The sequence below is a fragment of the Mucilaginibacter gossypii genome, assembly GCF_017569325.2.
GTDB lineage: Bacteria > Bacteroidota > Bacteroidia > Sphingobacteriales > Sphingobacteriaceae > Mucilaginibacter > Mucilaginibacter gossypii.
This window is the reverse complement of the sequence record NZ_CP071878.2, coordinates 1,424,297-1,446,360: the sequence shown is the minus strand read 5'-3', so window position 1 is coordinate 1,446,360 and position 22,064 is coordinate 1,424,297. Positions and strand designations below refer to the sequence as shown.

The following is a 22,064-nucleotide window of genomic DNA, read 5'->3' as shown; positions in this document are numbered from 1 at the left end:
CTGATCCATTAATTTATAATTTTTAAAAAAATGCGCGTTTATTTTGATAATGCCGCCACTACGCCGCTTGATCCGGATGTGATGAAGGAGATGTATAAGGTGATGGAAAGCCAGTTTGGTAATCCGTCGTCAATACATGCCCACGGCCGGGAAGCCCGTACTTTAATTGAGCGTTCGCGGAAAACGATTGCCGGTTTACTGCACACCTCGCCCGCCGAAATCTTTTTTACATCAAGCGGTACGGAGGCCGATAATACGGCTATCAGGTGCGGGATCATTGATCACAAAATTACCCATGCTATCACCAGCCCCACCGAGCATCACGCAGTGCTCCACACGCTGGAAGCAATGGAAAAATCGGGCATTATTAAATTGAGCCTGGTAAATATAGACAGCAAGGGTGTTATTGATTATGATCACCTGGAAACATTATTGAAAGAAAATGAACGCAGTTTTGTTTCATTAATGCATGCCAATAACGAAATAGGCACCCTATCGGACATGGAACGTATTGGTGACCTGTGCGAAGCATACAATGCCATTTATCACTGTGATACTGTGCAAACCATGGGCCATTACCAGCATGACCTGAGCAAGCTTAAAGCTCATTTTGTGGTATGTGCCGGTCATAAATTGCATGGCCCTAAGGGAGTGGGGTTCCTGCATATCAATCATAAAATCAAAATAAAACCATTTATTTACGGCGGCGCCCAGGAACGCAACATGCGCGGCGGTACCGAAAATATTTATGGTATAGTTGGTTTGGCCAAAGCGCTTGAACTTGCTTACGACGAAATGGAACAGCACCAAAACCACATTCAGGGCTTAAAATCTTATATGATGGAGCAACTGATTGCCAACGTTCCGGGCGTAAGTTTTAACGGAGAAACCGCCCCTGACAAAAGTTTATATACAGTATTGAACGTGGCTTTCCCCGAGATGGAAATGAGCGATATGTTGCTGTTTAACCTTGATATTGCCGGGATCTCCGCTTCGGGTGGCAGCGCCTGCAGTTCGGGTAGCGACATTGGTTCACACGTGTTAACTGCTATAGGGGCCAGCTCTTCACGGCCATCGGTGCGTTTCTCGTTCTCAAAGTATAATACAAAAGAAGAAGTTGATTTTGTAGTAGCCAAAGTTCGTGAGCTTTGTGCTGTGAATGTATAAGCTTGAAAATACGCTAATATAAACTCCTTAAGAACTTGGTTCTTAAGGAGTTTTATTTGGTAGGGGCATGCTAAGTAAATTAAATCCGGGGCCTCTGAAGGTGAAATAACAAAGAGGGCCTGTCAGTCTGAGCCTGTCGAAGACTCGTGCGCAGAGGCCCGCCCGCCATACTTCGACGGGCTCAGTATGACACCCCTTTTTTAAGTTGTCATGGGTAACTTGTTTCAGCGCCTCATACGCTAAGCACACTGCCAAGCAAATCTGATTTGCAACTAATCTCTAATCTCCGACCTCTAATCTCTAAAAAGCTACAACTCCTTCCTCAACCTCGCTACCGGGATGTTCATTTGTTCGCGGTATTTGGCTACGGTACGGCGGGCTATGTTGTAGCCGGCGTCTTTGAGTATTTCGGTCAATTTTTCATCAGCAAGCGGGTGACGCTTATCTTCTTTGCCGATATGCTCTTCCAAAATCTTTTTAACCTCTTTGTTGGATACTTCCTCACCGCTTTCGGTTTGGATGGCTTCGGAGAAGAAAGATTTCAGCAGAAAGGTACCAAACTCGGTTTGTACATACTTGGAGTTGGCTACCCGGGATACCGTTGAAATATCCATTCCAATCCTGTCGGCAATGTCTTTCAGGATCATCGGCTTCAGGTTTTTATCATCACCGGTAAGAAAAAACTCATACTGGTACTGCATAATGGCATTCATGGTTTTAAGCAGCGTTTGCTGGCGCTGTTTAATAGCATCAATAAACCACTTGGCCGAATCAAGCTTTTGCTTTACAAACTGCACTGCTTCCTTCAGCTTTTTATCCTTTTGGGAAGCCTTGTCATAATGCTGAAACATTTCCTGGTATGAGCGGCTTACCCTAAGTTCGGGGGCGTTTTTTGAATTGAGGGTAAGGATGAGCACGCCATCATTGTTAGTGATATGAAAATCAGGGATCACCTGCATTTGCTTGGTGTTGATCTCGTTTGAATCGCCGGGTTTGGGATTGAGTTTTAAGATCTCATTAACCACGGCACGCAACTCAACGGAGTTCATATTCAATGATTTTTCAAGCTTATCGTAATGTTTACGGGTAAACTCATCCAAATAATGTTCAACAACCTGTATGGCTTTTTTTACGATCGGGTCGCTTGCGTCTTTTTTTCTAAGCTGGATCAGCAGGCATTCCTGTAAGCTGCGCGCGCCTACCCCGGGGGGGTCAAAGCCCTGGATCACCTTGAGCATCTCTTCTACTTCGTCATCCTCAGCCAATACATTTTGTGAAAATGCAAGGTCGTCGGTTAGCGACATGATGGGGCGGCGCAGATAGCCGTCGTCATCAAGGCTGCCTATGATCTGCTTGCCAATCATGAAATCTTTATCACTTAGGGGAAGCAGGTCTAACTGGGCTTGCAGACTTTCAAAAAATGAGCTTTGCACAGCAATAGGGATCTCTTTACGCTCATCCTCATCATCACCATTTTGATCATAGCGAGATCCGTAATCGTTTACGTTATCTTCCTGCAGGTAGTCGTCAATATTAAATTCATCCATCTCGCCCTTTTCCTCATCGTTGTTATAATTATCTTCGTCGGGGTCGCGGTCGGGATATTGTTCTTCGGGTTCGTTTAGGTTGGTAAGGCTCAGATCTTCAAGCGCGGGGTTTTCTTCCAGTTCTTCTTTTATCCGGGTATCAAGCGAAACAGTAGGCACCTGCAGCAATTTTATAAATTGTATTTGCTGGGGCGAAAGTTTTTGTAAAAGTTTTTGTTGAAGGTTCTGTTTAAGCATAATTAAGATGTAGCCAAAAATACATCAAATTAATATTAACTAAAAATTACTTGAGGTATCTGCTTTAAAGTTGTTAAATGTTTTAGGCATGCCAATTGTTTTAGCGCTATCAAAAAAACTATATGAATTGATAGTTTATGTAATATTATTAACTTTAAGTAACCAAACTTTAATTTATGGCAATAGTAAAAGAGTTTAAAGAATTTGCAATGCGGGGCAACGTGGTTGACCTTGCTGTAGGTGTTATCATTGGCGCTGCTTTTGGTAAAATTGTTACCTCGCTGGTTGCAGATATTATTATGCCACCTATTGGCATGGCAACCGGGGGTATTGATTTTAAAGATTTAAAGTACGTACTTAAACCGTCTGTTGATAAAACACCCGAAACCGCGATTAATTACGGTTTATTTATCAATAATGTAATTGATTTTTTAATCGTTGCTTTTTGTATCTTTTTAATTGTTAAGGGTATCAACTCTTTGAAGAAAAAAGAAGAAGCAGCCCCGGCAGCACCACCTGAACCAACTAAAGAAGAAGTTTTACTTACCGAAATCCGCGATTTACTGGCTAAGAAAGCTTAATGGAATTTAGTTCATAGTTGATGGTTCATGGATCATAGTTTTTGTGCTATATGGCTATCTATAAACCATCAACTATTTCCTAACTATCAATCATAGTCACCAAATTTATGGTTCGCGTTTTTTTATCCTAATGACTATGAACCATCCACTATGAACCATAAACTATCAACTATCAAAAAGTTTTTGGCAGCTTAGGATCAGTTAAAATGATATAGTCGGCCATGCCGGCTAATTTGCTCCAGTCGGGCTTGTCAAAACTATCATCCATGTAGGTTGCTATGTTAAGCACGCGTAATTTGGGTGCGTATTTTTTAAGTTGGGCTACCGCGCCCAGTTTTTCTTCACTGTGAAAGCCGCCGTTAAGCTGCAATACTTTAAAGCCGGAGTGGTTTTTCAGGAATTTCGCTATCGACCAGCCCATCGTAGCATCCCAAAGGTTTTGCGATTGATAAATCTGCATGCCCGGCGTTGAGGCATGACCTCCCATTATTTTAGCAAATTTATCATAATAAGCCCCGGCAGCGGTATCGATAGGCAGAGGTGCAAGATAGCTTTTAGCCTGGGCATCAAGTTGCTTTAAAGCATCAAGGCCACCGCGTGTAACCATATTGGTATAGCGGGTTGGAGCGTTGGCTGCTATTACCGGCAGATGATTGGATTTGGCAAGTTCAACAAGCGGTTTGTAATCCTTATAGTTAGGCCAGGTACGTGCATCTGTTACCAGATTTTTTTCGCGAATAAGCCCCGCGAGATATTCATTCAGCACCAGCTGACAGTCAGTTTGAAACATCTCCATGGAAAGCGCTGTTTTCTGCGGATATTTTTCCGAAAGCTTTTTGAACAAGCTAAACTCCAGATAGTGCGCCGTTGAATCATTATGCTCTTCGCCAAAGAAAAGCACATCAGCATTGGCTATGTCATTAACAATATCATCGGGCGTGATGATCTTTTGTGCCGATGTGCTGTAAATTTTATAATGTGTTGCAGGTAGTTCCTGCGCTATGGTAACAGCCGATAAGGAAATAAATAGTATGGAGAGGATTAATTTCATTTGTTAGGATAACCTGTTGAATTTACACTTTGTTAATGATTCGGACCTATTTATTCAGCTTTTTTTAGCAAATGCCGTAGTTCGCGATTGCACATTGTTGCAAAATTGAATCTGTAACAAATAATTAATGTTAAATTTAACTTTTTATTTAATATGATTTGTAATGATAGCTTAGCGCTGTTATTTAGTTCAGACAATGAACAGGATTTCGAATTTAATTATTGCGTATACAATTAGTTTTCCGGAAAAAGTGCCACTGATTTGCAGCCACCGGGCGGCAGCACACATGTTATTATAAATAAGAAAAATAGTGTTTGAATTATTAAATAAAATAACTACATTTGCGCTCTTGTTTTAAAAAGACGAATAGAATAAAATATAGCCATGAAAAGAACGTTTCAGCCTTCTCAAAGAAAAAGAAGAAATAAACACGGTTTCCGTGAACGCATGTCAACTGCTAACGGTAGAAGAGTATTAGCAGCCAGAAGAGCTAAAGGCAGAAAAAGGTTAACTGTTTCTGACGAAGGCAGGCACAAAGCATAATTGAGGTTGCCCTACCCTATTTATAAGGGTTTGGAACCGCTTATCTGCTTTATCCTTCGGTTCAAAAATGGCAACTATGTATACTTTTAAAAAAGAAGAACGGTTATGTAACAAAAGGCTTATTGACAAGCTTTTTCATAACGGTTCTTCTTTTTTATGTTATCCCTTCCGGGTATCCTGGCTTGTCAATCCCGAGCCACAGCCCTATCCTGCGCAAATTCTTTTCTCCGTTCCTAAAAAGCGTTATAAACACGCCGTTGACCGTAATTTGGTAAAACGACTGATGCGCGAAGCGTACAGGCTCCACAAACAGCAGCATCTTTATGATATTCTGCAGCAAGCGGATAAAAAGATAATTGTTTCGGTAGGCTATGTAGGCAAAGAAATTGAACCATACCTTTTCATCGAAAAAAAAATGCTGAGGATGCTTGCCCAGCTTTCAGGTGAGTTAACTGCTGCAATACCAGTCACGGCTAATTAACATGAATGGGCTTATGGATACAATCACCAGGTTTTTAAAAGCAATAGTTGGGGGAGTTTTCATCATCCTTATCAAATTTTACCAATATTTTATATCTCCGCTTTCGGCTGCATCATGCCGGTATACACCCACCTGCTCGCAGTACGGTGTTGAAGCCATCAGGAAGTATGGCGCTTTTAAAGGTGGTTGGTTAACCATAAAGCGCATTGCCAGTTGTAATCCCTGGGGTGGTCATGGGCATGATCCGGTACCATAAATTTATAATATGAGCCTTATACTTCAAATAGAAACAGCAACAACATCCTGCTCCGTAGCACTTGCCCGCGATGCCAAGGTTTTGGACTTTAAACAAATAAACGTCCGTAATATCCATGCTGAAGTTATTACTTTATATATAGATGAATTGCTGAATAAAACGGGAGTAACTTATAACGAGCTTGATGCTATTGCTGTAAGCAGCGGTCCGGGGTCATACACCGGTTTACGGATAGGTGTATCTACAGCCAAAGGATTGTGCTTCGCCCTTGATAAGCCTTTGATAGCAATTGAAACGCTTGAGGCTATGGCTTATGGCGTTATTAACAGCCCGGGGTTTGCTGCTGATGGTAATATGCTGTTATGCCCGATGATAGATGCCCGCCGAATGGAGGTTTACACAGCATTATTTGATGCAGCCGGCAACAGAGCGCGTGAAACAGCTGCTGATATCATAGAAGGAAACAGCTTTGCCAACTATTTGAAAGATCATCAGATCTTGTTTTTTGGTGATGGTGCCGAAAAATGCAAAGGTGTTTTAAGTGAAAGCCCGAATGCCTTGTTTTTGGATGATTTTGTAAACTCGGCAATATATCTTACCCAAAAAGCAGCTCAAAAATTTACTGATGGCGCATTTGAAGATGTAGCTTATTACGAGCCTTACTACCTTAAAGATTTTATAGCCGGAAAAAAAGCGCTTTAATTATTGGTTTTAAAAATACGGCCAAACAAACGGCCAAAAAATCCTTTTTCGCCCATAGGGATATAGCTGGAGTTCATGGGATGTTCAATTACCCGTCCAAATTTCAATGAAAAGCCCAGGAAGATATCCGCCCCGCTATAGTTGCCTACCCTATTTATTTGATTGGTATTATTTAAAGCGGCCAAGGTAAGACGGCCTGTATTTAGTAAGCGCTCTGAACCTATAAAAAATTCGACATTAGGGGATTTTATCATAATTTGTGCGCCGAGATTAAACAACTTATAATCGTCATAAGTGGCCGTTAAGGTAGCTATCAGATTGTTTTTTTGTACTGAGTTGACCATTGCACCGGTAAAACCGGAAAAGAACATTTCTTTTTGGGCTACAACCGTCGGGAAGTACCTGAATGTTTTTTCATCATCAAGCCAGTAGCTTTTGGATATGCTCAATTCGGCTTTGGCATTGGTTTTTGTGTTAAATGAGGTAACCATTCCGTTGCCCCTGAACAAGTCATATACAGCATTATATATATTCTCATCACGATGCTGGGATGTAATATCTGTTATGTTTGTTGTGTTATTAAAATCAGTAATGGTCGAGCGCTTGTTCCAGTGGATAAAGCCAAGGTCTTTGATGTTACCTTGTATCAGGACCCCATCCTCTGTTCGGTAAGTTGCACCCATTGATATCGATGCACCGGGGTTGCGAAACGTTGGTAAAAAGTCGCGCCCGTTTAGTCTGCCGGGCACATAGCTCCTGTAATACCGTCCCCTCATATAAACGTCGGCATTGTCATTGTCAGGATTTGCCGGGTCGCGGTTAATTTGCAGGCTCGACTCTTCCACATCTATTTTGTTATATTCAACACCAGACAGGTAGCTCAGCTTAAAACCTAACGACAGTTGTTTATTAACCTGCTCCCGGTAAATATAACTTAACTGGTCATACATCTGTACCCTATAATGGTTGTTGAATATATTATCATAATTATCACGCGCAAAATTTGACGGTCCATCAAGAAAAGCAATAGATTCATCGGAAACCACGCCTTTACCTTCTACTTTAGTTTGGGCCGAAAAGCCCATTTCAACATTACCGTTTAAGCTGGTAAAAAACTTGAGCATTACCGCATAGGCATTGGCATTTGCATTGAAATGATTTAAAGCATTTTGGCCGATGCGCAGTGATGAGGTATTATAATATGAAGGGCTTGCAAATGCGCGGCTTTTCAGCGGCCGTTGTATATCGCCGGTTACATAAAAATTAGCATCGAAATTCGGGATGAAAAAATTGAATGCTACCCCCCGGCTCGAATCGGGGATAAAGGCTCTTTGTGAAGGATTTTCAAATGAATCGTAAAGCGTGCCGGTATTATATTGCGAAAACTGTTGAGCCGATACGGATAAAGAACAAAAAATAAAGAAAAGAATAGTAAAGAAGATTTTATTCATAATTGGCTCACATATCTTGCCCCGAATCTACTTAAAGAAAAGAACTCAAAGCTGATTGTCTGTAAATTTTTTACAAATTGCTATTTGTAATGTTTTACGAAATTTGGCGGGTATTGTTGTGTAAACGTAAATAAATTTATTTTTTAACTGCACTTGTATCCGGAACATTTAGGCGCATACAAAAATTGGTATAAAAGTTTTTGTCGGATGCAGTGAGTTGGAAGGCAGCACCATAATAATTTTTCCAACCGGGGTCGCTGTTTTCAAAAGCATCGTAAAAAGGCCTTTTTAAATCGCGTTTTAATAAAGGCTGCATGTTTTTAAAGTTAATAAAGAAGGCCACATTGCTCCTTTCGGCCAGCAAATTATCAAACTGGGTATACTGATCGGTTTTGCCTATGAATTTGCGGTTGAAGTAGGTGTCGTTATAACTTTCTAACTCGGATACCGACGTGGCAAGTATGAGATAATTATCAATGATCATAAAGTAAGGTTTCCGGAAAATGCTGAATGCATCGCCCAATAAAAAGAAAGGCAGTTTTTCATAATTAAACTGGCCAACTTTATCGGTAACCATATTACTGATGTTCATCATCACCGGAAAAAGCTTTGAGCCATCCTTAACAGAAATGATGGCAAATTTTTCAAAGTACCGCGTGGTAACTATCGCGAACTCGTTACCGAGCAGCTTTTCAAACTCGGGTTTTACAAACAGCCCTGCTTCTGATTTTACCTTATTCAAAAGTTCATTCTTTTCCTTGCCCACTCCCGCTTTATCATGCCACTGTGAAAGGTCGGTTTCAAACTTTTTAGGATCTGAAACGGCGAAGCTTGTGCTGTAGGCAGTTGTAGCCGGGAAAATATCTTTTAAATGATTCTCGACAGGTTGCTGGGCCGAAAAAATGTTTAAATAACTGGTTGCATTATTTTGCTTAGTGGTGAACCCGTTAAACATCAAAGCATCGCTTTTATAATTTAAGTTTAATGCCGCATAGGCCGGCAGCATTCTAAAGCTCTTAAAAAGATCGGTAGTTTTATTAAGGAAGAGCTGATCAAAAAACGGGTTAAACTGGTTGTAATTAATATAAAGATTGGCAAGCGAATTGGCGTTTTGCTGCTCAGGCAACGGTACAAAGCCATTATGGCCTTTATCCTGCTGGTAGATGGCGCTATGATCAACCAAATCTTTTGAAAAACTGCCCGAAAATATATTGTCGCCGGTTTTAATGAGATAAAAATGTTTATTGAGCGGCTTAACATATATATTATAACCCTGGCTTGCCGCTATTTGCATAGGCGCTATTTGTAAAGCGCTTTTGGCATTGCCTGTTAAATGATTAAACATAGTTGCGGAAAAAGCTTTTGATGCCGAGGTGGTTACGAGCAAGTCTATATTATCATTATTTGTAGGATGAAGGGAAACGAAAATGTTTTGGCCTGTAAAAAATTGATCAAGCTGTGGAGAGGCAATAAGCAACTTGCGTAAGGTGTCAAGTTCATGTAATTTGCCGGGGCCAACAAAAGTGCTCAAGAGCTGGTTGCCGGCAAAAATATCATAAAATCCCTTTTCATTACCAAACTCAAATACTGCCACCGCATTATCAGGAATAGCGCGCATAACCTGCCCGGTACGCACTCCCGGCGGACTTAAATTTTTAAAATATAACACCGTTACCAGCACGGTAGCTATAATCAAAAATATAGTGGTTACTATCAGTCGTTTCATAGCAGGGGCGTGCAGCAAATATAGAATTTTACCCCACGGCGTTAAAGTAATACTTTCAATTGGTTAACTTAGCTTTTTATATCGCATGAACAAACAAATAATTATTACCGCTTCGTTTTTAGGTATGCTGGCCGTTATAACCGGCGCTTTTGGAGCCCACGGTTTAAAAGCGTTGCTTACCCCCGCCCAGCTTGAGGTTTGGCATACTGCTGTACAATACAACTTCTATCATGTATTTGCCCTGCTTTTTTTAGCAGTTTTTGCGCGCGAAAAGAGCGGGGGCTTAATATCGGCAGCTTACTACCTGTTCACTTTCGGCATTATATTCTTTTCAGGTTCGCTGTACCTGTTGTCATGCCGCGATCTGCTTGGCTGGAACTGGCTTATAGCCATGGGGCCAATTACACCCATTGGTGGTTTGTTGTTCATTTTGGGCTGGCTGATGCTGGCATTAGCTGCTATCCGCAACAAATAATAAACAATGTTAGAGTTTGCAGAAATTGAACATACCGACCGTGAAACACTTTTTGCCGAAGTGATTTTGCCATTGGCTATTTCAAAAAACTACACCTACCGGGTTCCTTATGAGCAAAATGATGCTATTGCTATTGGCAAAAGAGTGGTGGTGCAGTTCGGCAAAAGCAAGCTTTATACAGCCATTGTTAAAGAGATAGGGAAACTGGCGCCCGAAAAGTACGAAGCAAAATATATCATCGAGATCCTGGATGACCGCCCGGTTGTAACTCCTAAGCAGCTCGAATTTTGGCAGTGGCTGGCAGATTACTATATGTGCAACATAGGCGAAGTTATGAACGCCGCGCTGCCATCAGCACTGAAGCTGGCCAGCGAAACCCGCATCATGCTTAACCGGGAATATGAGATAGATAAAGCCACGCTTCACGATAAAGAGTTTTTAATTGTTGAAGCCCTCGAAATTCAGCTGGAGCTTACCATAAGCGATATTACCAAGCTTTTGGGACAGAAAACTGTAATGCCGATATTGAAGCTGATGTTTGAAAAAAACATCATCAACATATCCGAAGAAGTAAACGAACGTTATAAGCCCCGCAAACGCACTTTTATTACACTTAACCCGGTTTATAACAACCAGGATAATCTGCGGGAGCTATTCCCGATATTAGAAAAGCGCGCGCCTAAACAGGCCGATGCCCTATTAGCTTACATCAAGCTTTCCCGTCATCAAAAAAACATCACCAAAAACGAACTTATTGAAGAGAGCGGTGCAGGTGAATCAAGCATTAAATCGCTCATTGAAAAAGAGATCTTCTTTTCGGAGGACAGAAACGTTAGCCGCCTGCATTTTGAGGAAGAAGGAGAAGAAGGCAACAACTTTGAATTGAGCGAACAGCAAACGGAGGTACTTCAAAGCATCCGCGGGCAGTTTAAAGAAAAAGAAGTAACGTTGTTGCATGGCGTAACCTCATCAGGCAAAACACAATTATATGTAAGGCTGATAGAAGATATTGTACGCAGCGGGAAACAGGTACTTTACCTTTTGCCTGAAATAGCCCTAACAACACATATTATTGAAAGGTTACGGACGTATTTTGGTGCGGATATCGGTGTTTATCATTCGCGTTTTAATGACAATGAGCGGGTTGAGGTTTGGCAGAAAGTTTTAAGCGGAGAGTATAAGATTGTGCTCGGCGCGCGGTCGTCTGTGTTTTTACCTTTTGCCGATCTGGGATTGATCATTGTTGATGAAGAGCACGAAACATCATACAAGCAATTTGATCCGGCGCCGCGCTACAACGCACGCGACACCTCGATTTTTTTGGCTAACATGCACCAGGGTAAAGTGCTTTTGGGTTCGGCCACGCCATCCTTCGAAAGCTACTATAACGCCCGCACTCACAAATACGGTTTTGCAGAGCTCACCGAACGCTTTGGCGGCGTTGAGCTGCCCGATGTGCAGGTAGTAAGCATCGCTCATGAAACCAAACAAAAAACTATCCAGTCGCACTTTACCAGTGTGCTGATGGAGGGCATCAAGCAGGCGCTTGAAAATAAAGAGCAGGTAATTTTATTCCAAAACCGCCGCGGATATGCCCCCATCCTGATGTGCAAAGTATGTGCTTATACTCCCAAATGTATTAACTGCGATGTAAGCCTTACTTATCATAAAAGCAGCGGCAAACTGCATTGCCACTACTGCGGTTACAAGGAAGATACGCCATCCATTTGCCCCGCCTGCGGATCTACCCACCTGGAATATAAAGGCTTCGGTACCGAAAAAATTGAAGATGAACTGAGCGTTTTATTGCCCGAAGCCCGGATTGCCCGGATGGACCTTGATACTACACGATCACGGAATTCCCTGCAAACTATCCTCAACGATCTGGAAGAGAAAAGGATAGATATATTGGTTGGTACCCAGATGGTGGCCAAAGGGCTTGATTTTTCAGATGTGACACTGATTGGTATTATTAATGCTGATAGCCTGCTAAAATTCCCTGACTATAGGGCAAACGAGCGTGGTTATCAACTACTTGCACAGGTAAGCGGCAGGGCCGGCCGCCGGGGTAAGCAGGGCAAAGTAGTTGTACAAACCTATGATATTTATCACAGGGTGTTAAAGCAGGTGATTGATAACAACTACGCCGATCTTTATTTTACCGAGATGGAAGAGCGGAAAAGCTTTAAATACCCTCCCTTCTACCGGATCATTAACCTCGATATCAAGCATAAAAATCCCGATGTGCTCCATAACCAGGCAGAGTACCTCGGCGCGCGCCTCCGCGAGCATTTCGGCGAGCGGGTGATTGGCCCGGAACAACCACTCATTAGCAGGATCCGCAATTATTACATTAAAAGCATTATGCTCAAATTTGAGAAGGATGGGATCTCTATCATTAAGGCAAAAACTGTTTTAAGGGATGTGATCACTCAATATTATACAACCAAACTTAGCACGGGCAGTATTGTACAGCCCGACGTTGATCCGTATTAATACGATCTTGAGTCGCGTCGGACGGGAATTTTCTGATTAACAAATTCTGTATCTTAGTTAAATGCATATTGAACGCTTTACGCCCGGCGAAATACTAAAGCCTTTTATACGGCAATACGTTTTTATCGAGACTGCAAATGATCTGGTTAATCGTATTTTGCCTGATACATCGCTGGTAATGGCGTTCAGATACGGTGGCAAGATTAGCGATATTACCGAGGCACATAGCGGTAAGCTCCCCTCCTCTTTAATCACCGGCTTAAAAAAATCGCCCAGGCTAATTAATTATGCACCGGGCACGGGCAATATGTTGGTTTTATTTAAAGCAGCCGGCGCGGCAGCGTTTTTCAAAAATCCGCTTCATGAATTATTTGAGGCAACTCTGCCGCTTGATAACTTTATTGACCTGCGTGAATTATCCTTAACTGAAGAACAACTGGCAGAAGCAGCCAATAATCAGCAACGGGTAATCATCACCGAACAATTTCTGCTTAAACATATTGAAAGCCACAAACAGGACCAGTTGATCATATCTGCCCTGCAAAAGATCCGCTTATCAAAGGGCATGATCAAAATTAAGGACCTTGCCGATACTCATTATATAAGCCAGGATGCATTTGAAAAACGCTTCAGACGAGTGGTTGGTACTTCGCCAAAGCAGTTTTCCAATATCATTAAGATCAGGTCGATAGTTGATAGTAAACCTAAAAACGGTTCGCTCAGCCAGGTAGCTTTAGAAGCCGGGTACTTTGACCAGCCGCATTTCAACAAGGAATTTAAACTGTTTACAGGGTTAAACCCTACCGATTTCTTCAAAATACCAAGGGCCTGGTAAATCAATGATTTTTTACAAGTATTGGGCGTTGATTGTGCTGAATTTTGGAACAAAAACAAGGATTATCATGAAACAGATATTTATAGATCAATTTATTGTTCCCGCAACAGCTCAACAGGAATTTAAAGGACGTATGAAAGTCAACCGCGACTTTATTAAAAAGCTCGACGGATTTATTGAAGACCGTGCCTTTGAGCGCTATGATGACCAAGGCAACCTCATTTGCATTACAACCGCCATTTGGCAAAACGAAGATGTTTTACAAAAAGCTAAAGAGGCAGTGCAGCAGCTATATCAGCAACAGGGCTTTGATATGAAGGCCATGTTGCAAAGGCTAAACGTAAACATGGAAAGGAACACTTACCGGGAGATTGCCGATTAGAAAGCAGCAACATATAATCGACACATAAAACGTTTTATATTGAATTAAAAGAACAGGCAAATATTACCCGGCCTAATTTTGCCGGGTAAGCCCGTTTTGTAATTTAATTTCTGATAGATTTGTGTTACGATTATAGTGTTTTATGACAATAACCAACTCCGATTTTAAAATAGATGTAACCTCCGAAATTGGCACACTCCGCACATTGCTTATTCATAGTCCGGATAGCGGTTTAGGCAAAGTTGTGCCTTCAAAGGCGCAGGACTGGCTTTTTGAAGATATAATTCACCTGGATACCGTGCGCCGGAATGAATACGATTATTATGTAAAGCTCCTGCTCTATTTTCTTGACCCCGACAAAATAAAAGGCAAGCTGAATCAAATTGATGATGAAGCTACCCGCCGTTCATTTTTTAAACCTGATAATCCAGGCTTCCATTCGTCAGATAAAGTTATCGAGATCCAAACCTTGCTGGCTGATATTTTACAGCAGCCGGATATCCGCAAAAAACTGGTAGCTGCAGTTTGTGCCGTTGAAAGCTGCAACTATCGCTTGCAGCAGCAACTTACAGACACGGATCCGGTTGAGCTGGCTAAGATCTTTATTTCGGGCTCGTTAACAACCGAAGAAATGATCTTTGCCCCTATCCCCAATCTTATTTTTTCGAGGGATTTGGGTATAGCGGTTAATAATCATATGCTGCTCAATAAGCCGGCAAAGAAAGCCCGTTTCCGCGAAACTTTGCTGATGCGTTACATATTTTTCAATCATCCGCTGTTTGAAGCTTATCGCAATAATATTTTGGAGATTCCTGAAACCGCGCAGCATTTTTTACGCCCGGGCGAAGATGCTGAAGGCCGCACAACTTTAGAAGGCGGTGATGTGATGATGGTAAGTCCTGATCATTTAGTGATCGGCTGCAGCGAGCGGACATCTGTCAGCGGGGCTAATGAAGCTATCAGGCTGTTGTTTGAGCACGATGTAGTGAAGAAGGTAACCATCGTAAAAATCCCAAACAAGCGTGATTACATGCATATCGATACTGTATTCACACAGGTAAAACGCGATACCTGGGTATTACTTCGCTCGCTTGCGGTGGCCGAAGCCCCTATTGAAGAACGGGAGCCGATATCATGGTTTGCCGATAAAAAACAAAAAGAACGGGCAGAAATTGTACAGTTTGAAAAAGATGAAAAACCAAGGCTATTTGGTTGTATTGAGGACCTGCTTTCTGACATCAGCGAGAACGACCTCAAAAGCGGTGTAAAAACCAAGTTTATTTACTCGGGCAACAACACCTTCCCCTTTGATGCCCGTGAACAGTGGACAGACTCCTGCAACCTGCTGGCCCTAAAAGAAGGCGTTGTTGTTGGATATGATCGGAATGATAAAACTGTAGAGGCTTTTAAAGAAGGTGGCTTTAATGTGATCCGGGTAGCCGAACTGCTTCAAAAATTTGAGAATAATGAACTTGATCCGCAAAGTTTGACTGATACGCTGATATTAATGCCTTCAGCCGAACTTTCCCGTGCCCGTGGTGGTTTCCATTGCATGAGCATGCCGGTATTCAGGGATACTGTAATTTAATTTATCATTGAGTCATCTGGTCATTAAGTCATTGCTTTGCATGATTTAATGACCAGATGACTCAATGACCCAATGAAATAATGACAAAAATCATGAGTCAATCAACATCACATATATTAATGATCCGCCCGGTTAATTTCGGGTTTAACGAAGAAACCGCTGCAAGCAATGCTTTCCAAAACCCTGATGCCGAAAAAAATGGCGTACAGGAAAGAGCCTTGAGTGAGTTTAATAGTATGGTTAACATTTTGCGCCATAATGGCGTAGATGTTAGCGTTGTAGATGACACCCCACAGCCCTATACGCCCGATTCAATATTTCCTAACAACTGGGTATCTTTTCATAACGATGGCGGCGTTTTCCTTTACCCCATGCAGGCCGAAAACCGCCGGCTTGAGCGCAGGGAAGATATTATAACCGACCTGGAAGATAAATTTAAAGTAGCCCATGTAATTGACCTGAGCCGTTTTGAGCATGAGCACCGCTTTTTGGAAGGCACCGGCAGCATGGTACTTGATCGTGAGAATAAGATAGCATACGCATGCCTGTCTCCCCGAACAGATAAAGATGTGCTTAATTATTTCTGTGAGCAATCGGGTTATCAGCCCATTAGTTTTGAAGCTGTAGATGAAAAAGGCAAGGCTATTTATCATACCAATGTATTGATGTGCATCGGCAGCCGGTTCGCGGTGATCTGCCTAAACAGTATTCCTAACCCGCATGAAAGAATAACGGTTATCGAATCGTTAAAATCATCGCGCAAAGAAATTATTGAAATCACTTTTGAGCAGATGAACCAGTTTGCAGGCAATATGCTGGAAGTGAAGAACAAAGCCGGTGATACTTTGATCGTGATGTCGCAAAACGCTTTTAGCGCTTTGAGTGAAGCACAGCGTTCCGCTTTACAACAGTATGGAAGGCTGGTTTATGCTGATATCAATACCATTGAAACAAACGGCGGCGGCAGCGCGAGGTGCATGATGGCAGAAGTGCATTTGCCGGTTATTTAAATTCATCTGTTAACAGAATACAACGCTATCAGATACTTGAAGAGGAAAACAATCACAGCTATAACTGCCAGTAATAACAATTGATTGCTTCACTAAATATTTAGGCATGGCTAAATCATGATTAAGATATAAAGAGGACAATTAATTATTACAATGCAATTTATAGCCTCTGCACATTTTTCACAAAAATTGTGTCTTTATTGTATAACAGCAACTTACGACAATAGCTTATCTTTAAACATACGTTATTAATTATGATTTTTTTACTAACGAATAAGCCCCTTTATTAGGGGCTTGTTCGTTAAAGTATCCAATTAAACAGCTATTTAAGTTTATTCGGTAATGAAATAGAGGTAAGCCTGTTTTTGCTTCATTTTTGAGCGTACGCGCTTAAAACTATCTTCAATGTCTTTACGCTCGTCTTTTTCGGTCACTTCCATAAAGGCTTCCTGGTAATAACCTAAGGATTTATTCCAGTCCTTTTGTTTTTCATAAAACAAGCCAAGCAGCTCAAAGATGCGGGCCTTGTTCACTCCCGGTGTGGTTAAAGCCTGGGCCGAAATGGTTGAAACCAGCTTATCCATTCCCAGGAATACTACCAGGTCAAGATAATGGGTGTAATTATCCGGAAAAGATGGCTCCAGCTCCATACAGGTTTTAAAATGATAACCTGCGGTTTGGTAATCCTGGATCTTGTAATAGTAGATCATCCCCAACTGGTAATGCGCCCTTGCAAAAAAGGGCTCATCCGTAATGATCTGGTTTAATATGTTTAAGCCCTTAGGTGTTTCTCCGAACGATAGTTCATCAACAGCCTGGAGGTACTTTTCTTCTATTGAATAATAATTGTCCATATAAAATTTCAAATTCAGTTAAGCTTACGTTTATGTAAGGCTTAATGTTATACTAATGTGGTAAATGTAGGATCGGTTTGGGTGCTTCGAAACCGCTATACCGGAGTTGAGAAGAGAATTATCGATGCAAAACCCTTCTGCTGCGGCACCATGCGCCACATTACTATTGAGCAGAATGATTTATTAAACAACATCGGTTTGTACTTTATATGTGCAAACCTACAATTATTGGATGAGAAAAGCAAGAAATGAAATTACTGCACAACGTCAACAGCACTGTGTATGAGGTTTATTGCCGTTACATGACGTAACGGCGCCAAATAAAAATAGCAGCCTTAATTAAGCTGCTATTGCATTTTGTTTAACTGCCTCAATAAGGAAGTTATTTTTTAATTCCTTTTCAGATATCATTACGCTGAAATCATCAAACTTAACGCCATGTTCAAGCGGGTAAAGTACATAGCCGCGTTTAAGGGCATCATATGCGCCAAGTTCAAATATTTCGTCGTGCTTTTTGCCTTTTATTTTCGCACCGCTTACTAACTGGTAAGCGTCGGATATGGTTTCAAAATTATTGTTTTTCATAGTACAGGTAGCTATACAATTACTTTGCCAATTTTTATGCAAACCAGTCGAACAAGTCATTTTGTTTTAAAGAAGCTTTGTCAGTACCCGATAAGTCGTTAATAATCACCCCCTCGCCCATTTGTATTATTCTTGTGCCATAATTAAAAGCCTCCTTCAAATTATGCGTAATGAATACCGCCGTTAAATTAAATTCGCGGATCAGTGTATCAGCTGTCCGCATTACCACGTCGGCCGAGCGTGGGTCGAGGGCCGCGGTAGGTTCGTCCAGCAATAAAACTTTACAACTATCCATCACACTCATCAGCAGGGTAAGCGCCTGCCGCTGCCCGCCCGATAAAGTACCCATCGGCTGATCTATCTTATCCTGCAAACCCATGCCAAGGCCGGCTACTTTTTCCCGAACCTGTTTTTTAAAAGTATCATTTACCCCAACGGATAAACCTTTTCTTTTTGTGCGGATAGATGCCAGCCGGAAATTATCTAATATGCTCAAATCTGGCGCAGTGCCACTCAATGGGTTTTGAAATACCCTTGCAATCCACCGGCTGCGTTTGTAATCAGGCATGTTGGTTACATCGTTTCCGTCGATACTTATAGTGCCATTATCGGGCGATACGCTGCCGGCAATTAAATTAAGCAAGGTGGTCTTGCCTGAGCCATTCGAACCAACTATCACCAAAAACTCACCGTCTTTGATCTCCAGTGTAATGCCATTAACCGCGTTTACCTGGTTGGCTTTACCTTTATTAAATGTTTTATGTACGTCGGTTATCGTTATCATGATGATCTTAATAAGGATAAACGCGGCAGGCTTACAATTACCAGCACAAAACCGGCGGTAACTATTTTAAGTAATTTAGGGTCGACACCAACTGAGAGTGTAAACGCCAAAACCAGCTGAAATATCACTGCCCCTGCTAATACCAATACCAAACTTAACCATACCGAGGTAAGCTTAAACCAGTTAATTAATGTTTCTGCAATGATCACCGATCCTAACCCTACTATCACAATCCCAATGCCCATGCTGATATCTGCAAAACCCTGGAACTGGGCTACCAGGTAACCGCTCAAAGCCGTGAGCGCATTGGCCAGTGCCAGCCCGGTAATTTTCATCCTGTCGGTATTTACGCCTAATGAACGGATCATGGATTCACTGTTACCTGTAGCCCGCATGGCTATGCCAAAATCGGTTTTGAGCAGGTAGCCGATCAGAAAAGTGATCACGATAACAAAAATGGTAAGGATCCATAATGTATTTTGATTAGGGTCGCTCACAACACTTACTATAGTAAATAACGACGGCAAATTGATAAGCGGTAAATTTGAGCGGCCTAAAATAGTAAGGTTAACCGAGTAAAGCGCCGTCATGACCAGGATGCCGGCCAGCAGTGCATTGATCTTTAATTTGGTATGAATAATACCAGTAAGCGCCCCCGCTGCTGCGCCTGCCAAAATCACAGCAGGTAAAATAACATAGGTGGGCTGATGATTGGTCAGCAATACTGCCGTAACCACGCCGCCCAGTGTATAACTGCCATCGGTTGTGATATCCGGAATATTGAAGATTTTCATGGATATATAAATCCCCAGCGCTATGGCCGAAAAGCATAGGCCCTGTAGTAAAGCGGTAAGGTAAAAATCCATTTATTTTACAGGCTCAAAATTTGGCGGAATGGTAATATTATATTTTTTAGCAGCAGCCGGGTTATATACCCTCTTCCTGATCTTCACCATTTCGGGCTGTAAACCATCCGTTTTATGAGTTTTAAGATATTGAGCAGCCTGCTCGCCCGCCTGGTATCCCCACTGATAAATATCGGCGCCAAAAGCAGCTACAGCACCACGCTGCACCAAACCTGCTTCGCTTGTAAAAATTGGGATATTTTTCTGGTTACAGTTTTTCAGAATGGTTTCAAAAGATGCAAAAACAGTGTTATCCGGATTAGCGAAAAAAGCATCAATGTTTTTATTTAGCAGCGACTGCGTAACCAGCTGCGCATCGGCCGAGGTATTTAACGGAAGTGCTACAATATCAACGTTTAGCCCTGCGGCCAATGATTTAATACGGTTTAAGGCATCGGCCGATTGCGGCTCCGATTGATTATAGATCATCCCGATTACAAGCTTTGCTCCTTTGGGCTTAAGCAGTTTGGGAATAATGCTAAACGAAGTATCGATATAATTTAGCTCTTCTACCGCACCAAAAAGGTTGGCGGGTGCTTTCCCGCTTGCATCAACTACCTTCATGCGTTCGGCAGTTGGGGATACCATGGCGAAAACGGGGATATGTTTTGTTTTTTGAAGCGCTGTTACTGTTGATAATGTTGTACATGTTGCCAGCAGGTTTACACTATCAGTAACAAAGTGGTTAACAATTTGCGTAAGCGTTGGGATATCGCCCTGGGCATTGCTGTATTCAATCTGAACGGTTTTCTTATCTTCGCTGAAACCATTTTTGTTCAAGGCATCAGTAAAACCTTTGCGGGCCTGTGATATGGTGGCATCTTCAAAAGCATCAACAAAACCAACTACAGGCACCTGCATTGATTTGGTTTTGGGTTTACATGATACGAAAAAAACAAGTACTATAGCTACCGGCAGATATTTGATAAACTTCATTTTACTAAATTAACTTTTTAGCCGTAAAGCTGAAAGTACAATGGCAAAACCCGAAAATTGTTTTACAATAAGATTATCATTATACGAAAGCTTAAAGCAGAACACACAAAGCCAAACCGGCAAGCCAATTACAAAGTCGTTTAATTATGTATAATAATTTACTGCATTACCTTTCCAGGCAACGAGCTTAACAACTATTCAACCCTAATATGATTAAAACACAATAAGTTTAAAGCAGCTCTTTAAGCCCGGCAAAATTACTGATGGTTGCTACCATGCCATCAGGCACAACGCCAAAACCATAATTTGCAAAAATAAAAGGTACACCGGCTTGTTTGGCGGCATTATAATCGCCCATGGTATCACCTACGTAAACCGGGGCTTTCAATTGGTGATCATTAACCACATCTTTGATATTATCGGCCTTAGGGTTCCCTTTTGTGCCGAAACACTGGTGTCCAAGAAAATGGCCATGCAATTGGTTCAGATCCAAAAACAGTTCGATATAACCGTTTTGACAATTGCTCACTATATAAAGTTTGTAATTTGCAGCAAGGTATTTAAGGGTATCTTCCAGTTGAGGGTAAAGTTCGCCCCCTTTGGTGAACAGGATCTCCAATTCACTTACGGCACAAAGAGCCTGCACTTCTTTGCGTTGCTCTGCATTAAGATCAGGGAATAACTTATCAAAAATTGCATCGTAGGTCATGCCGGTAATAGAACGCACGCGTTCCTGCGTCATTTCCTCGTTAATATATTCTACCTTACTGATTGCCGCCTGCCATGCAAGGGCAACATTAGCGGTACTATCCCAAAGGGTACCATCAAGGTCAAAAATTATGCTGTCGTATTTATTTTTAAGCGAATCATTCATATCGCCGGCAAAAGTAAAAGTTTATTAGCCGCCTTGCATAATGATGTTAATTTATTTGCTACTTTAACTGAATAAAACCATGATCACAATTAAAACGGTTTCTTTAAGCCCTGATGAAAAGGCTGAATTGGAAAAGGCTTTACGCAAATTTTCAGCGAAGCGTGAAACTAATTTCGATTTTATATCATCAGAAGTATCTATGGGAGCAGATAAAATCTTTTTAGGTTATGAAGGCAATCGCAACATACATTTTACCCGCCCACGCACGTTTATAGATCGCTATCTCCCAAAGCTGATTATCAACCTACCCCGTAACACAACTGATTTATTTTATAGGTTAAGGCTGAGTAACATGAGTACTGCAGTGTTAGCATTGCTGGTAATTGGGATTGCAGCCGGTATTATTTCCGCATCCATCGGCGAGGGTACGATTCAGGCTTTGATTTACCCGCCTGGTTTTCTTTTTATGTTTGCTTTGGGTACTTTACTGGAGTATAAACTTTCTGCTTTAAAAGTTAAAAAGGCTATATCAAAATATCGGCTGTTAAAACACCGGTATATTGAGGAAGAAAGTTTGTAATATGTTCATATCGAAAAT

Annotated in this window: 23 protein-coding genes; 13 read left to right on the top strand and 10 right to left on the bottom strand. The window is 41.7% G+C overall.

Features of this window, described 5'->3' with window-relative positions:
* The first annotated feature begins 30 nt into the window (after positions 1-30).
* A complete protein-coding gene (locus J3L18_RS06265; protein ID WP_129571222.1) occupies positions 31-1,167 on the top strand; it encodes a cysteine desulfurase family protein in 1,137 nt (378 codons plus the stop codon).
* Between the two features lie 308 nt (positions 1,168-1,475).
* On the opposite strand, the gene rpoN is transcribed toward J3L18_RS06265, so the two are convergent.
* Positions 1,476-2,951, bottom strand: a complete 1,476-nt coding sequence (rpoN, locus tag J3L18_RS06260) for an RNA polymerase factor sigma-54 (protein WP_091162668.1) — start codon at positions 2,949-2,951, stop codon at positions 1,476-1,478.
* Between the two features lie 176 nt (positions 2,952-3,127).
* On the opposite strand from rpoN, the gene mscL reads away from it, so the two are divergent.
* On the top strand, positions 3,128-3,532 hold the full coding sequence (gene mscL / locus J3L18_RS06255) for a large-conductance mechanosensitive channel protein MscL (protein WP_129571221.1): 405 nt from the start codon (positions 3,128-3,130) through the stop codon (positions 3,530-3,532).
* Positions 3,533-3,704: 172 nt separating this feature from the next.
* Here the strand turns inward: mscL and J3L18_RS06250 are convergent, their stop codons facing one another.
* On the bottom strand, positions 3,705-4,583 hold the full coding sequence (locus J3L18_RS06250) for a ChaN family lipoprotein (protein ID WP_129571220.1): 879 nt from the start codon (positions 4,581-4,583) through the stop codon (positions 3,705-3,707).
* A 384-nt stretch (positions 4,584-4,967) separates the two neighbouring features.
* On the opposite strand from J3L18_RS06250, the gene rpmH reads away from it, so the two are divergent.
* The 4 genes from rpmH to tsaB all read left to right on the top strand — a co-directional run bounded on the left by rpmH (position 4,968) and on the right by tsaB (position 6,565).
* Positions 4,968-5,126 carry a 50S ribosomal protein L34 gene (gene rpmH, locus J3L18_RS06245; RefSeq protein WP_083878950.1) on the top strand — a complete coding sequence of 53 codons (159 nt, stop codon included), beginning with the start codon at positions 4,968-4,970 and terminating at the stop codon, positions 5,124-5,126.
* Positions 5,127-5,202: 76 nt separating this feature from the next.
* Positions 5,203-5,607, top strand: a complete 405-nt coding sequence (locus tag J3L18_RS06240; protein WP_090527060.1) for a ribonuclease P protein component — start codon at positions 5,203-5,205, stop codon at positions 5,605-5,607.
* Between the two features lie 13 nt (positions 5,608-5,620).
* Entirely contained in the window at positions 5,621-5,863 is a 243-nt protein-coding gene (gene yidD, locus J3L18_RS06235; RefSeq protein ID WP_167516103.1) for a membrane protein insertion efficiency factor YidD, read from the top strand.
* 9 nt (positions 5,864-5,872) lie between these two features.
* Positions 5,873-6,565 (top strand): tRNA (adenosine(37)-N6)-threonylcarbamoyltransferase complex dimerization subunit type 1 TsaB, encoded by a 693-nt coding sequence (gene tsaB, locus J3L18_RS06230; protein ID WP_129571219.1) that lies wholly within the window; start codon positions 5,873-5,875, stop codon positions 6,563-6,565.
* Here the strand turns inward: tsaB and J3L18_RS06225 are convergent.
* Together J3L18_RS06225 and J3L18_RS06220 are read right to left on the bottom strand one after the other, a co-directional pair.
* Entirely contained in the window at positions 6,562-8,016 is a 1,455-nt protein-coding gene (locus J3L18_RS06225) for a DUF5723 family protein (RefSeq protein WP_129571218.1), read from the bottom strand. The genes tsaB and J3L18_RS06225 overlap by 4 nt on opposite strands.
* Positions 8,017-8,152: 136 nt before the next feature.
* Positions 8,153-9,742, bottom strand: coding sequence for a hypothetical protein (locus tag J3L18_RS06220; RefSeq protein WP_129571217.1), 1,590 nt, complete (start codon positions 9,740-9,742; stop codon positions 8,153-8,155).
* Positions 9,743-9,827: 85 nt separating this feature from the next.
* On the opposite strand from J3L18_RS06220, the gene J3L18_RS06215 reads away from it, so the two are divergent.
* The 6 genes from J3L18_RS06215 (at position 9,828) to ctlX (ending at position 16,528) form a co-directional block, all read left to right on the top strand.
* Positions 9,828-10,217 (top strand): DUF423 domain-containing protein, encoded by a 390-nt coding sequence (locus J3L18_RS06215; protein ID WP_129571216.1) that lies wholly within the window; start codon positions 9,828-9,830, stop codon positions 10,215-10,217.
* A 6-nt stretch (positions 10,218-10,223) separates the two neighbouring features.
* The gene (priA, locus tag J3L18_RS06210; RefSeq protein ID WP_129571215.1) at positions 10,224-12,713 is read left to right on the top strand and encodes a replication restart helicase PriA; all 2,490 of its coding nucleotides are present in this window, start codon (positions 10,224-10,226) and stop codon (positions 12,711-12,713) included.
* A gap of 61 nt (positions 12,714-12,774) precedes the next feature.
* Positions 12,775-13,548, top strand: coding sequence for a helix-turn-helix transcriptional regulator (locus J3L18_RS06205; protein ID WP_129571214.1), 774 nt, complete (start codon positions 12,775-12,777; stop codon positions 13,546-13,548).
* 67 nt (positions 13,549-13,615) lie between these two features.
* Positions 13,616-13,930, top strand: a complete 315-nt coding sequence (locus J3L18_RS06200; RefSeq protein ID WP_129571213.1) for an antibiotic biosynthesis monooxygenase — start codon at positions 13,616-13,618, stop codon at positions 13,928-13,930.
* A 142-nt stretch (positions 13,931-14,072) separates the two neighbouring features.
* Positions 14,073-15,518, top strand: a complete 1,446-nt coding sequence (locus tag J3L18_RS06195; protein WP_129571212.1) for an arginine deiminase family protein — start codon at positions 14,073-14,075, stop codon at positions 15,516-15,518.
* 92 nt (positions 15,519-15,610) lie between these two features.
* Positions 15,611-16,528, top strand: coding sequence for a citrulline utilization hydrolase CtlX (gene ctlX, locus J3L18_RS06190; RefSeq protein ID WP_129571211.1), 918 nt, complete (start codon positions 15,611-15,613; stop codon positions 16,526-16,528).
* Positions 16,529-16,860: 332 nt separating this feature from the next.
* Here ctlX and J3L18_RS06185 read toward each other — a convergent pair whose 3' ends face one another.
* The 6 genes from J3L18_RS06185 to J3L18_RS06160 form a co-directional block, all read right to left on the bottom strand.
* Positions 16,861-17,382, bottom strand: a complete 522-nt coding sequence (locus tag J3L18_RS06185) for a tetratricopeptide repeat protein (RefSeq protein ID WP_129571210.1) — start codon at positions 17,380-17,382, stop codon at positions 16,861-16,863.
* Positions 17,383-17,721: 339 nt separating this feature from the next.
* Positions 17,722-17,967, bottom strand: coding sequence for a hypothetical protein (locus J3L18_RS06180; RefSeq protein ID WP_091162656.1), 246 nt, complete (start codon positions 17,965-17,967; stop codon positions 17,722-17,724).
* Between the two features lie 34 nt (positions 17,968-18,001).
* Positions 18,002-18,751 (bottom strand): ABC transporter ATP-binding protein, encoded by a 750-nt coding sequence (locus J3L18_RS06175; RefSeq protein WP_129571209.1) that lies wholly within the window; start codon positions 18,749-18,751, stop codon positions 18,002-18,004.
* A complete protein-coding gene (locus tag J3L18_RS06170; RefSeq protein WP_129571208.1) occupies positions 18,748-19,617 on the bottom strand; it encodes an ABC transporter permease in 870 nt (289 codons plus the stop codon). The genes J3L18_RS06175 and J3L18_RS06170 overlap by 4 nt, the downstream gene beginning before the upstream one ends.
* The gene (locus tag J3L18_RS06165; protein ID WP_129571207.1) at positions 19,618-20,592 is read right to left on the bottom strand and encodes an ABC transporter substrate-binding protein; all 975 of its coding nucleotides are present in this window, start codon (positions 20,590-20,592) and stop codon (positions 19,618-19,620) included.
* A 229-nt stretch (positions 20,593-20,821) separates the two neighbouring features.
* Positions 20,822-21,466, bottom strand: a complete 645-nt coding sequence (locus tag J3L18_RS06160) for an HAD family hydrolase (RefSeq protein ID WP_091162652.1) — start codon at positions 21,464-21,466, stop codon at positions 20,822-20,824.
* Positions 21,467-21,545: 79 nt separating this feature from the next.
* Here J3L18_RS06160 and J3L18_RS06155 point away from each other — a divergent pair, with 79 nt between their 5' ends.
* Positions 21,546-22,046, top strand: coding sequence for a hypothetical protein (locus J3L18_RS06155; protein ID WP_129571206.1), 501 nt, complete (start codon positions 21,546-21,548; stop codon positions 22,044-22,046).
* Positions 22,047-22,064 lie beyond the last annotated feature (18 nt).

Bases quoted from the DNA above. Each gene is read 5' to 3' on its own strand.
- J3L18_RS06265 (WP_129571222.1), top strand. From the start codon at position 31: ATGCGCGTTTATTTTGATAATGCCGCCACTACGCCGCTTGATCCGGAT.
- J3L18_RS06160 (WP_091162652.1), bottom strand. From the start codon at position 21,466: ATGAATGATTCGCTTAAAAATAAATACGACAGCATAATTTTTGACCTT.
- J3L18_RS06180 (WP_091162656.1), bottom strand. From the start codon at position 17,967: ATGAAAAACAATAATTTTGAAACCATATCCGACGCTTACCAGTTAGTA.
- J3L18_RS06200 (WP_129571213.1), top strand. From the start codon at position 13,616: ATGAAACAGATATTTATAGATCAATTTATTGTTCCCGCAACAGCTCAA.
- yidD (WP_167516103.1), top strand. From the start codon at position 5,621: ATGGATACAATCACCAGGTTTTTAAAAGCAATAGTTGGGGGAGTTTTC.
- J3L18_RS06170 (WP_129571208.1), bottom strand. From the start codon at position 19,617: ATGGATTTTTACCTTACCGCTTTACTACAGGGCCTATGCTTTTCGGCC.
- J3L18_RS06225 (WP_129571218.1), bottom strand. From the start codon at position 8,016: ATGAATAAAATCTTCTTTACTATTCTTTTCTTTATTTTTTGTTCTTTA.
- J3L18_RS06175 (WP_129571209.1), bottom strand. From the start codon at position 18,751: ATGATAACGATAACCGACGTACATAAAACATTTAATAAAGGTAAAGCC.
- J3L18_RS06165 (WP_129571207.1), bottom strand. From the start codon at position 20,592: ATGAAGTTTATCAAATATCTGCCGGTAGCTATAGTACTTGTTTTTTTC.
- mscL (WP_129571221.1), top strand. From the start codon at position 3,128: ATGGCAATAGTAAAAGAGTTTAAAGAATTTGCAATGCGGGGCAACGTG.
- J3L18_RS06205 (WP_129571214.1), top strand. From the start codon at position 12,775: ATGCATATTGAACGCTTTACGCCCGGCGAAATACTAAAGCCTTTTATA.
- J3L18_RS06250 (WP_129571220.1), bottom strand. From the start codon at position 4,583: ATGAAATTAATCCTCTCCATACTATTTATTTCCTTATCGGCTGTTACC.
- J3L18_RS06185 (WP_129571210.1), bottom strand. From the start codon at position 17,382: ATGGACAATTATTATTCAATAGAAGAAAAGTACCTCCAGGCTGTTGAT.
- rpmH (WP_083878950.1), top strand. From the start codon at position 4,968: ATGAAAAGAACGTTTCAGCCTTCTCAAAGAAAAAGAAGAAATAAACAC.
- J3L18_RS06240 (WP_090527060.1), top strand. From the start codon at position 5,203: ATGTATACTTTTAAAAAAGAAGAACGGTTATGTAACAAAAGGCTTATT.
- J3L18_RS06220 (WP_129571217.1), bottom strand. From the start codon at position 9,742: ATGAAACGACTGATAGTAACCACTATATTTTTGATTATAGCTACCGTG.
- ctlX (WP_129571211.1), top strand. From the start codon at position 15,611: ATGAGTCAATCAACATCACATATATTAATGATCCGCCCGGTTAATTTC.
- J3L18_RS06155 (WP_129571206.1), top strand. From the start codon at position 21,546: ATGATCACAATTAAAACGGTTTCTTTAAGCCCTGATGAAAAGGCTGAA.
- J3L18_RS06215 (WP_129571216.1), top strand. From the start codon at position 9,828: ATGAACAAACAAATAATTATTACCGCTTCGTTTTTAGGTATGCTGGCC.
- tsaB (WP_129571219.1), top strand. From the start codon at position 5,873: ATGAGCCTTATACTTCAAATAGAAACAGCAACAACATCCTGCTCCGTA.
- rpoN (WP_091162668.1), bottom strand. From the start codon at position 2,951: ATGCTTAAACAGAACCTTCAACAAAAACTTTTACAAAAACTTTCGCCC.
- priA (WP_129571215.1), top strand. From the start codon at position 10,224: ATGTTAGAGTTTGCAGAAATTGAACATACCGACCGTGAAACACTTTTT.
- J3L18_RS06195 (WP_129571212.1), top strand. From the start codon at position 14,073: ATGACAATAACCAACTCCGATTTTAAAATAGATGTAACCTCCGAAATT.